The sequence below is a fragment of the Burkholderia torrens genome (genome assembly GCF_984668525.1).
In genome coordinates this window covers 2907081-2920967 of sequence record NZ_OZ480212.1, presented here as the reverse complement: position 1 = coordinate 2920967, position 13887 = coordinate 2907081, and the positions used below count along the sequence as shown (strand labels likewise).

Here is a 13887-nt window from a genome sequence, read left to right as displayed (position 1 = left end):
GGGAAGATTGAAGTGGGACAAGTACTAAATCCGATTACCGGAAAGCGAGGCAGATGCGATACATAACAGGCAGGCCGTTGCCGTCGTTACCGGATTGTCCGAATCGGTGTCCCCGTGTGAACCGAATTCGCGTGTCATCTTGCTGTTCGTACTGAAAATCCAAAAGACCGGCTCGCCCGGTATTCCCGGTTGGCCGGTCCATGGGCCGGCAGCCCGGAGGCTGCCGGCCACGCGCGCTCATCCTGCTTGCGACGCGTCATGGCGTTCGGGCATCGGTTCGAACTGACGACACCGAACGCCATGCGGATGGCGCTCAGGGCGCCACGTACCCGTAGTTGACGCCGACCAGCGGGCCGTGGAGCTGGTTGTAGCCCGCCTTGACGTCGATACGGCTGGTGGTCGACGAGCCCTCGATGAAGCCGAAGTTTCCGCCGGCGAGGCCGCCGAGTCGTGCATACCTGCCGCCGGAAACCGTGCCGCTCGACGACGACGACGTGACGACGCCACCGTTGCTGCCGACGAGGCCGCCGACGTAGCTGAAGTCTCCACCCTTCGCCGAGCCGGTTGCGTGCGACTGAGAGACCTGGCCGATGAGGCTGCCGACCAACCCGCCGACGTGGCTGTTCGCACCGGCTTCGACATGACCCGACGCGCGCGACTGCTCGATGCGTCCGGAATCGTTGGCGCCGATCAGGCCGCCTGCCTTCGACAGGTCGCCGGCCTTCACGGCACCATCGGCGCGCGTGTCGAGCACGGTGCCCGTGTTGCTGCCGATGAGGCCGCCGGCCGTGGAGGCCATCCCGGCCGATACGTTGCCGAGTGCCCTGGCCGTTTGGACGATGCCACGGTTGGCACCGACGAGCCCGCCGGCCGTGCTCGAGGCGCCGGCGGTCACGTTGCCGGACGCGCTCGACGATTCGATGCGGCCGGTATTGACGCCGGCGAAGCCGCCTGCAGAGCTTGCGTTGCCGGCGATCACGTCTCCGGATGCATCGGATGTCGCGATGGCGCCCGTATTGATCCCGGCAAAACCGCCAACCGTGCTTGCGTGCTCGCCGGTCGCGGTGCCGGCAGCCAGCGACGTCTCGACGAAGCCGTCGTTCCTGCCCGCGAAGCCGCCGATCGTCGATTTGCCCGCAGCCTTGACGTTTCCGTGAGCGCTCGATGCATGGATTCGGCCGGCCGCGTCGTTGCGGCCGACGAAGCCGCCCGCCGTGCTGTCCATACCGGCGATGACGCTGCCGTTGGCGGTCGACGCGTCGATGTCGCCTTCGTTGTAGCCGGCGAAGCCGCCTGCTGCCCAGGTCGAGTTGCCGGCCGCCACGTTGCCGTTGGCGTGCGAAGTCTTGATACGGCCGAGGTTCGAGCCTGCAAAACCGCCGACCATGCCGGAGGCCGTCGCGACAACGTCGCCGTTCGCGGCGGACCGTTCGATCTCGCCGGAGTTCACGCCGACGAAGCCGCCCGCGATGCCGCGATCGCCGACCGTGACCTTGCCGTTGGCGCGAGACGCCAGGATGGTGCCGGCATTGGCGCCGACCAGGCCGCCGGCAACGGCGTTCTGGCGCGCGGTGACGGCCGCGGACGACGAGGAATCCTTGACGACGCCGCCACGTTCATTAATCCCGACCAGGCCACCGACCATCGCCTTGTCGCCCATGCCGATGACGCTGCCCGTGCTCGACGACGCTTCGATGAGCCCCGTGTTCATGCCGACGAGGCCGCCCGTCGCTCCGTCGAGTGCCGCCGTCACGCGCACGTCGGCGTGGCTGTCGCGGATCGTCGCCGCCGGAATCGGCGGCCGCGCCAGCAGCGAACGGTTTTCGCCGGCCAGACCGCCGATCGACAGGGCATCGCGACCGCCGTCGATGCGCCCGGATACTTGCGCATGTTCAATCGTGCCGTAGTTCGCACCGACGAGCCCGCCGACGATCGTGCGCCCCTGCGTCGTGACGACGACGTTGCTGGCCTTCACGTTCGAGATCACGCCGGTGTTCATGCCGGCCAGCGTGCCGACGAACGTCGGCGAACCGTAGGGCAGACCGTTCGCGGTCGTCGCGATGTTAAGCAGGTTGAGGTTCGCGATGCGGCCCGCGTTCTGTTCGAACAGGCCGACGGTGGTTTGGCCCGGGTTCGAGATGATCAGGCGGCTGATCGTATTGCCGAGGCCGTCGAACGTGCCGGAGAACGCGCCGCCGCCGGCGAGGCTGCGGAAGCGCGCGTTCGCGCCGTCGATCGCGTTGCCCATCACGTAGCGGCCCTTGAGGTTCGCGTCGACGTTGCGCAGATCGGCGAGGGTGTGCAGTACCTTGTAGTCGTCGCCGTTCGAGCGGAACGACGCGTTGTCGCCGGACAAGGTCACGGCGGCGTCGTTCGCGAGCGTATGGCCGTTCGTCGAGTTGAGTTCAAGGTGCGCGTTGCGGCCAGTGAGTTTCAGCGCGTCGTTGATGCGGATCTTGTCGGCGGCATTGACGAAGAGGCGCGCATTCGCGCCGGTCGCCGATACTTTCTTCTGAAGATCGACATTGCCCTTGCGCGAGGTCAGCGTCAGCGCGTTGTTGCTGGTCCACGATACGGGGCCGGCGACGCTCAGGTCGCCTTTCGTATTGACCAGTTCGATGTTGGTCAAGTCGAGGTTCCGTGCAAGCGTGCCTGTACCGATGGTGCGGCCGCCGTTCTCGTCAAGCCCGACGTCGTCCACGCCGGCGTTTGCCGCTTCGATCTTCCACGACCCGGTCTGGCCGTTCAAGCCGAGCGTGTCGACGCGTGTGGTGGAGGCAATCGTCACCTGCTCGCCGCGCGTCAGGACCTCGCCGCCGCGTCCGGCCGTTGCGCTGGCGTCGAGCTTGCCGGCAACATGGACCGTCCCCCCGTCGAGCGTGATTTTGCCGCCGTTGCCGGAGAGTCCCTTCGCTTCGATCGTTCCCGCGTTGTTGACGACCGCGCTCAGCAGATCGCCAGCTGCGCGCGCAGTCATCAGCACTTCGCCGCCGTCGGCGTTCAGCAGACCGCCGTTGCTCGCTTGTGCGTCGACGGCGCCGCCTTCGACCTGCAGGTTGAGCAGGCCGTTGCCGTCGAAGGTCACGTTGAATGCATTGCCGGCGCCGAGCGCGACACGCCCCATCTTCGCCTGGATTACGCCGTTGTTCGACACGCGCGCACCGAGCAGCGCGACGCTGCCGCCATCGGCTGCGGTGATCTTGCCGTCGTTGACGATCGATGCATTCGAGTTGCCGGCGAAGCGATAGTTGCCGGCGAGGAAGTCGGCATCGGCGATGTTCTGCGTCGACGCAACGAGGCCGCCGACGTTGATCTGCGCACCGGAGCCGAACAGCACGCCGTTCGGGTTGACGAGGAAGACCTTGCCGTTGGCGTCGATCTGGCCGTGAATCTGGCTGCCGTTGTTGCCGATCACACGGTTCAGTGCGATCGACTGGCTGCCCGGCTGCTGGAACGACACGCGTTCGCCGCCGGCGACGCTGAAGTCCTGCCAGTTGGTGACGAGTTTGTCGGAGTGCTGGTTGATGGACATCGACTTGCCGTCGTCGCCACGGACGATGTCAGCCTTGCCGGAGGTGATTGCTTCGCCGGTGGGCAGTGCAAAGGCGGGCAGCGCGGCGAAGCCGAGCAGCGAGACGGCTGCGGCAGCAAGGCGCTTGCCGCCGCCGGACTTGCCGCGCCGACGCGCGGTTTCCCCGACGGCGCTCCAGCATCGATGGGTCTGGTTCCAGACCAGTGCGTAGGTCTTGTTCATGTTGTTGATGTCCTCTTGATGAGTGCCGTTGAATTGGCTTTGGTACGATCTGTATACCTAAACAAATCGCCGTTCCGGATCGGAAAAAGTCGCCGACCCGTCGTTGCGCGGATGGCATTGCCATCCGCTCGATGCCTGACCCGATTCGCGTCTGGAAGCGGAAGCGGGCCGGGCGCTTGCTGCTGCTCAGAAATATTGCGTGGCCTGTAGCCAGACGCTTGGCGAGCGCGTGACGTTCGCGACGTTCTCGGCCCGGCCGAACGGAAGTGCGGCGGTCACGCTGACTTGCCGGCTCGAACCGAACCAGCTGGCGCCGGCGCCGGCCGACGACAGCTGCAGCGTGTTGCGGTTGCCGTTCCACGGTTGCTTGTTGACCTGGATGCGGCCGGTGTCGACGAATGTGCTGACCTGGATGCCGGGCGCCGCCTGATAGCGCAGCTCCGCGCTCGCTTGCCAGCCCTGATCGCCGCTACCGGCGCCAAGCGCATACCCGCGCACGCCGTAGGGCCCGCCGAGGCTGAATTTCTCGGAGCCGTCCAGGTTGCGAGATGCGAGTTGTGCACCGAATTGCGTCAGGAGCTGCAGTCGCGCGCCGAGCGCCTGCAGCCGCATTGCGTTGACCGTGAGCTTGGTGAAGCGATCATGCGTTCGGTTCAAGTCGTTCATGCCGAGCGCGTCGTTGCCGCGCAGGCGGCCGGTGCCGAGCGTCACCGAGACGCTGCTGCGGCCGCCGCCGAACCAGCCGTCCTGGCCATAGCCGTTGATGCCGAACGACCAGAGATCGACGTGCTTGTCGCTGACGAGGTTGTAGAAACCGTATTCGTCGCGAAGCTGCTTGTTCTCGTAGGTGACCTGTGCGCTGACGCTCGCGCGGCGGCTGCGCACCAGCGGCTGCGTGACGAATGCGCTGCGCACGCTCGCGTTGCCGTGGTAGTCGAGATCCTTGAACGTGCCGCCGAGCCGGTAGGGCATCGTGGAATACGCGACGCCGATGCGTGTCGATGCCGGGCCCACCGGCACCTGGTATGCGGTGCGGAAGTAGCGCTGGGATGTGTTGCTCGTCAGGCCGCGCAGCGAGAGCCGGTCGCCCACGCGCAGCGGCGCGTTGACGTCGACGCTGGCGCTTGCTCGATAGCGGCCGGTAACGGGATCGCCGAAGTTGTCGACTTCGATCGAACCGCTCGCGAACGGGCCACGTTCGGCGTCGATCACGAGATCCGTCGTGCCCGGCTCGGTGCCCGGCCGCAACGTACCCTTGGCGGAGACGCCCGGCATCTCGTCGAGCAGCGTGAGGCTGCGTTCGAGATCATCGGCGTGCACGATGTCGCCGGACCGCAGCGACGCGAGCGGCTGGCGCAGCGCGCGATCGATCACGCGCGTGCGGTTGTGCAGTTCGAGTTGTCCGTAGTGCCCTTCGACGACCGCAATCCGGATGACACCGTCTTCGATGTCCTGACGTGGCAGATAGGCGCGGGCGAGTACGTAGCCGCGCGAACGATAGTAGGCGGTGACGCGTGCGGCGGCCTGCTGCAACTCACCGAAACCGAGGTCGCGGCCGACGAGGTCGGCGAGCGGAAGCGTCAGCTGCGATGTGGTGAAGCGTGTATTGCCTTCGATGTCGAATGCATGAACGGTGACGCGCGGGCCGGCATCGTCCACGGGCGCGGGCGTTGCCTCGGCCGGCGTGATGTCGATTTCGGGGCGGGGCGTGGCGGGCAGCGACGGCCGGACGGTTTCGATATCGCGCATCGACTGCCCGGCATTGGGGACCTGTGCATAGGCGAGACCGGGGAAAAGCAGGGCCGCGACGAAGTATCCGATTTTTCGGTTCGCGACGGGTGGCGCGTGCGCACCGCAGGGTGCCGTTCGCGGTTCGGGACACGGTGTTGGCGGCAGGCCGGAGGCGGTCACCGACATGCGGACGATCATCGGTGGCCGAGTGCGACAGTTGATGTAAATACCTCACCCCGGATTCAGATGCGTGGACCAGTCTCAGCCTTCTGCGATGGTCCGTTATTGATGCCGGGAATAATACGAAAGCGACGCGCACGTGAAAATCGAACTAGTACTAGCGCATTTGCGAAATTACTCTGTCTTGCCTGATTTTCGCGGATGCGCGTTTGACCAATCGTATCGATGCATCGATCGGAGGCATCGCACGGCATTCGTCGGCCGGTAGAACAGGCGTGCCTCGCGCTTTTCGACTGACGCGAAGGCAGGGCGATACGCGTTGCCGTCACTTGACCATTCTTGATTCCTTGAGTAGGTGACGGAGTCCTGTCGATGAATGGGACAAGACTCATCGGGACGCCAATTTATTTAGTACTTGACCGATTTAAAACGGCAAATCGGGATGGCAGTATCGATACCTGACTCATGTCGGTAAGTGGTGGAGCGGCGATAAGCCGAGCGCAGCATGCTTCGGCGAGCGCTCGAACATCGCGGCCGGTTCGTGAAATTTAATGGTTTGTGACATTGATCGAAGCCCGTCTCCACGACATGTATTTCGTATATCTAAATAATGGAAGAAATCGCGAACCTGTTCAGTCATGGATCGGGCCGGTGGAAAGTGTGCGCGTCGAGCGCGCGCTGCCGTCCCGTCGTCATTGGCTTGCGGTGAGTGATCGATCAGGTTTATGCGCTCGTTCAACCCTATTAGAAACGCCCCCGTCGTTCAGGGAAAGAGCCCCTGGCTACGTCTCGCGGACATCGTCCTGCTCGCCGCCACCGCCTGGATGGCGAAGCGCTGGTTCGACGGATCGCAGCAGTCCGTGTCCGATGCAGTCGTGATTGCGCTGTCGATTTCGTGCGCGCTGGTTCTGTTCCCCTCGGTCGGTACGTATGACAGCGCGGAACAGCGAACGTCGTGGCGCCGCATCTGGTGGATGCCAGGCAGCGTTGCAGTCGCATTGTGTGTCGGTGCGGTGACGGCGGTTGCGTTCAATCCTGCGTACGCACGTTCATTGGAGTGGGTGATCGGCTGGTTCGCATTGGCGACGGTGATGCTGTCGGCGTCGCGAGCGGTGTGCTGGTGGCTCGGTATCGGTACGACGCGACGGGCGGCTCGATGCCGGCCCGTCGCGCTTGTCGGGCATCGCGCTCGCTGTCTCGCGCTTGCAGGTCGAGATCGAGATGATCATGTGGCTGACTTGCCGCTTCAGGTGGCAGCGATTCTCGACATATCTGAACCGCCGGCGGCTGACGTCGACGATGCGCACGTGTTTCGCGATCTCGGCACTTTCGTCGAGTGCGTGCGTCGAGTCGATGCCGGGGAAATCCGGATCGTGCTGCCGTTGTCGGAGGCCGATCGCGTCGGCGCGATCGTTCGCGCGTTCGACAAGGACCTTGTCGACATCCGGTTCATGCCCGACCTGACGGAGGTGACGCCACTGCGCCCTCGCGCGACACGTTCCGGCTATTCGCTCGATCTCGTGGCATCGCCGCTGTCGGCACGGGCACGTGTCGGCAAGGCAATTTTCGATCGCATGTTCGCCGGTCTCGCGCTGATCGCGATCGCGCCGCTGCTGGCGGCGATCGCGATCGCCGTGAAGCTGTCGTCCCGGGGGCCGGTGTTGTTCCGGCAGCGACGCAAGGGCGCTTACGGGCGCGTATTCACGATCTACAAGTTCAGGACGATGCGCGAGCACGACGCATCCGCATCGGGCGAAGTCCGGCAGGCGACACGAGGCGATCCGCGCATCACGCGCGTCGGCGCGCTGTTGCGGCGCACGAGCCTCGACGAGCTGCCGCAGTTCTTCAACGTGCTGATGGGCGACATGTCGGTGGTCGGGCCGAGGCCGCATGCGGTGGAACACGACCTCGTCTACCAGGAGCTCGTCGATGGCTATATCCAGCGCTACCGGGTCAAGCCCGGCATTACCGGCTGGGCGCAAGTCAACGGGCTGCGAGGCGAGACCGACCGTATCGAAAAAATGCAGCGGCGAATCGAGCACGACTTGTACTACCTGCGGAACTGGTCCCTTGCGTTCGACGTGCGCATCGTGCTGGCGACGCTGTTTCACGGGAAGGCACACAGCAATGCGTATTGACGAACACACTTCACGGCAGGCGCGCGTCGCGTCCGCTTGCCGTTTTCTGCCGAAGCCGCGCCACGCAACTGCATGGCTGATGTGCGCCGTACTGACCGGGTGCGCCTATGCGCCGGGCATGCGAATGGCTGCACCGGCAGATGCGCGGAATCCGCAGGCTGTCTATGTCGATGCGGACAGCGACGGCGTGCGAGCCGATCGGCATATCCCGATCGTCGAACTCGATCTCGGTCGCGTCCGACAGATGCGCGGCCACGCCGCGCAGACGTCGCTCGACGTGTCGCGCGCGCTCGCCGGAACGCCGGCGCCGTACACGATCGGTCCCGGCGACGTGCTGCGGATCGTCGTCTGGAACCACCCGGAGCTGGCCGCCGCGCAGGGGCCGCAGCAACCGGGTGCCACGCGCGACGCCGATCCGGCCGCCGGCTTCGTCGTCGATCAGGACGGCGCGCTGTCCTTTCCGTACGCGGGCCGGATCGAGGTCGCCGGGTTGCGGCCGGAACAGGCGCGCGACCGTCTCGCGGCGGCGTTGTCCCGCTACTTCCGCGATCCCCAGATCACGCTCGGAGTTGCGTCGTTCAGGTCGCGGCAGGTGCTGGTCGAAGGCGAGGTGCGCAATCCGGGCGTCCTGCCGCTGAACGATGTTCCGACGACGCTTTACGAGGCGATCGGTCGTGCGGGCGGATTGAGCGATTCGGCCGATCGCAGCCGGATCGAACTGGTTCGCGACGGCACGGCGTACACGCTCGACCTGACGCAACGAACGACCGCGCAAAGCGGCGCGGCGCGCGTTGCGCTGAAGCCGGGCGATCTGCTGCGCGTCGCGTCGCGCAACGACAGCCTCATCTATGTGATCGGCGAGGTCGGCAAGCCGGTGGCCGCGACGCCCGATCGCAACGGGCGCATCACGCTGGCCGATGCATTGGTGCAGGCCGGTGGCCTGAATTCCGGTTCGGCCGATGCCGCACAGATGTACGTGATCCGCGGCTCGCTCGACGAGCAGCCGCAGGTGTTCCACCTCGACGGCACGTCGCCGGTCTCGATGCTCGTCGCGAAGGAGTTCGACCTGCAGCCGAAGGACGTCGTCTATGTCGACGCGAACGGCCTGGTGCGCGCGAGCCGCGTGCTGAACCTGCTGCTGCCGGCCATCAACGCCGGCCTGACGGCCGGGCTGGTGACGAAGTGATGCATGGCGCCGCCGCGCGCCTGTCCCGATACCTCTTATGTATTCCGAATTCATGATCTCCCGCGTTCTCTTCGTTTGCAGCGGCAATCTGTGCCGCAGCCCGATGGCCGCCGGCCTGTTCGCCCGATTGCTGCCCGAGGTGACGGTGATGTCGGCCGGCCTCGATGCGCCGGTCGGCGAACCCGCAGCACCGGAAGCCGTCGCGGTGCTGCGATCGCACGGCATCGATCTGTCCGGCCATCGCGCGGCGCGCCTGTCGGACGCGATGTGCCGGGCGGCCGACCTGATTCTCGTGATGACCGTGGCGCAACGGCGCGAACTCGAAGCACGGCATCAGTTCACGCGCGGCAAGGTGTTTCTCGTGCGCGCGTTCGACCAGGTCGACGTGTTCGATCCGGTCGGCGAACCGCGCGAGCGCTTCGACGCGTGCTACGCACTGCTCGCGACCGGCCTGTCCGACTGGATCGCCCACCTCGGCTACGCGGGCCGGCGTCGATCGGGAGGCTGGCAATGACGAGAACCTCAGCCCAGGAAGGCACATTCGATTTCGCCGCATTGCTCGACACGTTCTTGATCCAGCGCCGGACGATGGCGGTGGTCTTCGCGACGTTCGCGATCGCGGGCGTCGCGTGGGCGATGCTGTCGGCGCCGGTTTATCAGGCCGACATCCTCGTGCAGGTCGAGGACAGCAGCACGGATTCGATGGCACGTTCCGCGTTCGGCGACCTGTCGTCGATGTTCGGCGTCAAGACGTCCGCCGAGACCGAAAAACGTGTGCTCGGATCGCGCTTTGTCGTCGCGCGCGCCGTCGACCGGCAGCGCCTGTTCATCGATGCGCGGCCGGTGCGTTTTCCGCTGATCGGCGGTGCGCTCGCACGAATGAAGGGCGCGGGTGAATCGCCGGACGCGTCCGGATGGGGCGGCTATGCGTGGGGCGACGCGCAGGCGGCGATCGACGTGTTCGACGTGCCGGCACGATTCGAAGGAGAACGGTACGCGCTCGTCGTGCTGCCCGGCGGGCGCTATGTGCTGTCGGGGCCGGGGCTTGCCGGGCCCGCGACCGGCGAGGTCGGGCGGCGCATGCAGTTCGACGGCGCGAGCGGGCCGGTCGCGTTGAAGATCGATGCGCTGCAGGCGGCGCCGGGTACGCGCTTCGCACTGGTCCGGCATGCGCGCCTCGACGCGATCGTCCGGTTGCAGGACGCACTCGGCGTGGCCGAAGCGGGCAAGGATTCGAACGTGCTGAGTGTCCGGCTGCGAGGTACCGACGCACACCGGATCACGGCGACGCTCAACGAAATTGCCGGGTTCTACGTCGAGCAGAATGCTGCGCGCAAGGCGGCCGAGGCCGCGCGATCGCTCGATTTTCTCGAGCGGCAGCTTCCGGAGCTGCGCCGCACGCTCGACGATTCCGAGGCACGGCTGGCTGCCTTGCGCAGCAAGCTCGGATCGGTCGACGTTGCAGGCGACGCGCAGGCGATCCTGCAGGCGGCGGCCGACAACGAGACGCAACGCGTGCAGTTGCGCCAGAAGCGCGCCGAACTGTTGGGCCGCTTCACGGCGGAGCACGAATCGGTCGTGTCGCTCGACCGGCAGATTGCCGTGCTCGATGCGCAGGCAAACGAAATCGGCACCCGGATCGCACAGTTGCCGAAGCGGCAAGGCGAGCTCGTGCGGCTGGAGCGCGACGTGAAGGTGAACAGCCAGCTTTACGTCGGCCTGCTCGACAACATCGAGCAACTGAAGCTGCTGCGCGCGAGCCGTATCGGCAACGTGCGCGTGCTCGATCTGGCCGAGGAACCTCAGCGGCCGATCCGCTTCCGGCGGGTGCTCGGGATCGCGGGCGCATGCCTGCTCGGCGCGCTGCTGGCGATGGCGGCCGCCTACGGACGCGGGCTGCTTTGCCGGGCACCGTCCGATCCGGCGGAACTCGAGGACGCGACCGGCCTGCGGGTGGCTGCCGCCGTGCCGCGCGTGATCGGCAGGCGCGGCGCTGGCTCGGGTCCGCTCGCGAGCAGCGATCCAGACGATCCGGCGATCGAGGCCCTGCGCAGCCTGCGTGCGACGTTGCGGTTCTCGATGCGCACGTCGGGCAACAACGTCGTGCTGGTCACGGGCCCGACGCCCGGCGTCGGCAAGTCGTTCGTGTCGGCCAATCTCGCGCTGGTGCTCGCGGCGGTCGGCCAGCGTGTGCTGCTGGTCGACGGCGACTTGCGCCGCGGCCGGCTCGACGCGATGTTCGGCACCGCGCCGGCCGGTTTCGCCGACGTGCTCGCGGGCGACGCGTCGGTCGATGGCGCGATTCGCGCCACGCGTCATGCCAATGTCGATTTCCTGGCGTCCGGTGTGGGCCGCCGCAATGCCGCGGACCTGCTCAACGCCGGGACGCTGTCGGCCGTCATGGCCGAGCTGGCGAGCCGTTACGACGTCGTCGTGATCGACAGTCCGCCGCTGTTGCTGGTCACCGACGCGACGCTGCTGGCGCCGTTTGCGGCAGGCAATGTCTACGTGGTGGCGCGAGCCGGGCGCACCGAGCGCGGCGAACTGCAGGAAGCGGCGCGCCGTCTGCGCCAGGTCGGCGTCGAGCTCGACGGCGTGATCCACAACGGTATCGATCCGCATGCCGGTCGGTTCCGCTACGGCATGAAGTACGCGACCTATCGATATGGCGCGACGAAGACGCGTGCCGGCGAACCTGGGCAGGAGGTTCGGTCATGACGCGTGCGACGAGACGCGATGCGACGGCGCTCGTACTGCTGGTGCTGAGCGCGGGTGGTGCGGCGGTGCTGGCATTCGCGGTGCAGGCCGTGCTTGCCCGCGCGTGGGATGTCGAGGCCTATGGCCATTTTTCGACGGCGCTGGCCGTCGTGACGATCGCCGCGCCGGCGATCGGGTTCGGCATACCTGCGTTCTGGCTGCGTGCCTACGGGGTTGAAGGGGCGCGCGCGGCGCGCTGGGTGCCGGCGTCGCTGCACTTCATCTGCATCAGTGCGGTGGTCACCGCCGCGGCCGTCACTGCATGGGCGAGCGTCGGCGTGCGCGAGCACGACACGGCGCACCTGTTGCTTTGGATGCTGCCGGCGTTGCTGGGCCAGAGCGCCGTCGAGCTGTGTGGCGCGCGTTACCAGCTCGAAGGCCGATTTGCACGGGTGAGCGCATGGCAGCTCGCTCAGCATGCGGCACGGTTCGTCGTCGCGGTGCTGGCCGTCCGGCTGCATGCCGGCACGACGTTCGTCGCCATCGCATTCGGCGCGATTGCCGTCGGCATGACGGTCGGCGCGTGGCGGTCGATGCGCGTGCTGCGCAACGGGCATGCCGTACTCGATGGCCATGGCAACGGGACGGACGCGGGCGGCCCGGCCGAACCGGTGCCCGGTGTCGCACAGGTTGCGCGGCAGGCACTTCCGTTCGGCGTCGCGAGCCTGCTTTATTTCGCCTATGCGCAGGGCGGCCTGATCGTGGCGGCCGTCATGCTCGGGCCGCGCGATGCGGGCACGTACAACGTCGTCGTCACGACGCTCGCCGCGGTCTACCTGTTGCCGGCCGTGTTGTTCCAGAAGCTGCTGATGCCGCGTCTGCATCGATGGGCGGTGACGGACCCGGCGCGCCTGCGGCATGCGTTTCATGTCGGCAATCGCTGGATGGTGCTGGCGGGCCTGGCAGTGGGTGTGGCGCTCGCCGTGGTTGCGCCGGCCGTCGTGCCGTTCGCGTTCGGCGAGCGCTATCGCGACGCGGTTCCGCTCGTGCAATGGATGGCAGTCTGCGCGCCGCTGCGGTTCGTGACAACCAGCGCATCGTCGGTGATGACGACACGCGATTTTATCGTGCTCCGGAATCGGTGCGCGTTCGTCGCGCTCGCCGTCGGCATCGGGCTCGGCGTGGGCTTGATGCCGGGCTGGGGATTGCCCGGCGCGGTGGCTGCGGCGATTGCGGGCGAGGTGCTCTGGTGTGCGCTGGCATGGGCGACGGGGCGGCGTTGCGTGGCAGCGGTGTCATCCGGGCACGTTCCTGACGGATGCGCCGATGCACGGGCGGCGACGCACGGCGTGTCGGCCGCAGCTGCAGCACGGGCCGAGGCCGATCGTCCGCCGGTCGCGCCGGTCAGCGTGATCGTGCCGTGTCATCGCAGCGTCGCGACGCTCGAGCGGGCGGTTGCGTCGGTTTACGCGCAGACGTGGCGCCCCGCCGAGCTGATCCTGGTCGACGATGCGAGCCCCGACGACACGCTCGCATGCATCGAAAGCCTGCGAACGCGATACGGCGGCGACTGGATTCGCGTGATCGCGTTGTCGCGCAACGGTGGCCCGGGCGTGGCGCGCAACGTCGGCTGGTTGTTCGCGACGCAGCGCTTCGTCGCGTTCCTCGACGCGGACGATACGTGGCATCGCGACAAGATCGCGCGCCAGTGCGGCTGGATGGAAGCCCGGCCCGAAGCGGCCATCACGGGCCATCCGGTGCAGCAGCTGCCGGAGGGGGCCGCGTTGCCGGCCGATCGTGCGGCGCATCGTCCGCCCGTGCCGGTGTCGCGTCGCGCCGTACTGTTCTCGAATCGCTTCACGCCGTCGAGCGTGATGGTGCGCGCCGATGTCGCGGCCCGCTTCGACGAGCGCAAGCGTCACGCCGAAGACTATTTCATGCTGCTGCAGCTCGTACTGGTCGAGCGCGGTGCCGCCTATCTGTTCGACATGCCGCTGTCGCATGTCTACAAGGCGCAGTTCGGCGTCGGTGGGCTGAGCGGCCAGTTGTGGAAGATCCAGCAGGGCGAGCAGCACAACTACCGGCACTTCCGTCGCGTCGGCGCGATCGGCGTCGGCGAATGGTGCGTCCATGCGGCGCTGAGCTTCGCCAAGTATCTGCGGCGATGCGCGCTGTCGGGGCGGTTCGCATGAACGGTCGCG

General features: G+C 66.8%; 7 protein-coding genes. 5 read left to right on the top strand and 2 right to left on the bottom strand.

Features of this window, described 5'->3' with window-relative positions; genetic code table 11:
• Window positions 1–313: 313 nt before the first annotated feature.
• Both AC5LXX_RS29365 and AC5LXX_RS29360 read right to left on the bottom strand, forming a co-directional pair.
• Window positions 314–3754 carry a GLUG motif-containing protein gene (locus AC5LXX_RS29365; RefSeq protein ID WP_493412071.1) on the bottom strand — a complete coding sequence of 1147 codons (3441 nt, stop codon included), beginning with the start codon at window positions 3752–3754 and terminating at the stop codon, window positions 314–316.
• A 186-nt stretch (window positions 3755–3940) separates the two neighbouring features.
• On the bottom strand, window positions 3941–5503 hold the full coding sequence (locus AC5LXX_RS29360; protein ID WP_493412070.1) for a ShlB/FhaC/HecB family hemolysin secretion/activation protein: 1563 nt from the start codon (window positions 5501–5503) through the stop codon (window positions 3941–3943).
• A gap of 887 nt (window positions 5504–6390) precedes the next feature.
• Between AC5LXX_RS29360 and AC5LXX_RS29355 the strand changes: the two genes are divergently transcribed.
• The 5 genes from AC5LXX_RS29355 to AC5LXX_RS29335 all read left to right on the top strand — a co-directional run bounded on the left by AC5LXX_RS29355 (window position 6391) and on the right by AC5LXX_RS29335 (window position 13878).
• Window positions 6391–7803, top strand: coding sequence for an undecaprenyl-phosphate glucose phosphotransferase (locus AC5LXX_RS29355; RefSeq protein ID WP_493412069.1), 1413 nt, complete (start codon window positions 6391–6393; stop codon window positions 7801–7803).
• Between the two features lie 124 nt (window positions 7804–7927).
• Window positions 7928–8989, top strand: a complete 1062-nt coding sequence (locus AC5LXX_RS29350; protein WP_493412068.1) for a polysaccharide biosynthesis/export family protein — start codon at window positions 7928–7930, stop codon at window positions 8987–8989.
• A gap of 52 nt (window positions 8990–9041) precedes the next feature.
• The gene (locus AC5LXX_RS29345) at window positions 9042–9503 is read left to right on the top strand and encodes a low molecular weight protein-tyrosine-phosphatase (protein WP_493412067.1); all 462 of its coding nucleotides are present in this window, start codon (window positions 9042–9044) and stop codon (window positions 9501–9503) included.
• Window positions 9500–11707, top strand: coding sequence for a polysaccharide biosynthesis tyrosine autokinase (locus AC5LXX_RS29340; protein WP_493412066.1), 2208 nt, complete (start codon window positions 9500–9502; stop codon window positions 11705–11707). The genes AC5LXX_RS29345 and AC5LXX_RS29340 overlap by 4 nt, the downstream gene beginning before the upstream one ends.
• Complete coding sequence (locus tag AC5LXX_RS29335; RefSeq protein WP_493412065.1) at window positions 11704–13878, top strand: glycosyltransferase; 2175 nt, start codon at window positions 11704–11706, stop codon at window positions 13876–13878. The genes AC5LXX_RS29340 and AC5LXX_RS29335 overlap by 4 nt, the downstream gene beginning before the upstream one ends.
• Window positions 13879–13887 lie beyond the last annotated feature (9 nt).

Bases quoted from the DNA above. Each gene is read 5' to 3' on its own strand.
- AC5LXX_RS29350 (WP_493412068.1), top strand. From the start codon at position 7,928: ATGGCTGCACCGGCAGATGCGCGGAATCCGCAGGCTGTCTATGTCGAT.
- AC5LXX_RS29355 (WP_493412069.1), top strand. From the start codon at position 6,391: ATGCGCTCGTTCAACCCTATTAGAAACGCCCCCGTCGTTCAGGGAAAG.
- AC5LXX_RS29365 (WP_493412071.1), bottom strand. From the start codon at position 3,754: ATGAACAAGACCTACGCACTGGTCTGGAACCAGACCCATCGATGCTGG.
- AC5LXX_RS29345 (WP_493412067.1), top strand. From the start codon at position 9,042: ATGATCTCCCGCGTTCTCTTCGTTTGCAGCGGCAATCTGTGCCGCAGC.
- AC5LXX_RS29340 (WP_493412066.1), top strand. From the start codon at position 9,500: ATGACGAGAACCTCAGCCCAGGAAGGCACATTCGATTTCGCCGCATTG.
- AC5LXX_RS29360 (WP_493412070.1), bottom strand. From the start codon at position 5,503: ATGCGCGATATCGAAACCGTCCGGCCGTCGCTGCCCGCCACGCCCCGC.
- AC5LXX_RS29335 (WP_493412065.1), top strand. From the start codon at position 11,704: ATGACGCGTGCGACGAGACGCGATGCGACGGCGCTCGTACTGCTGGTG.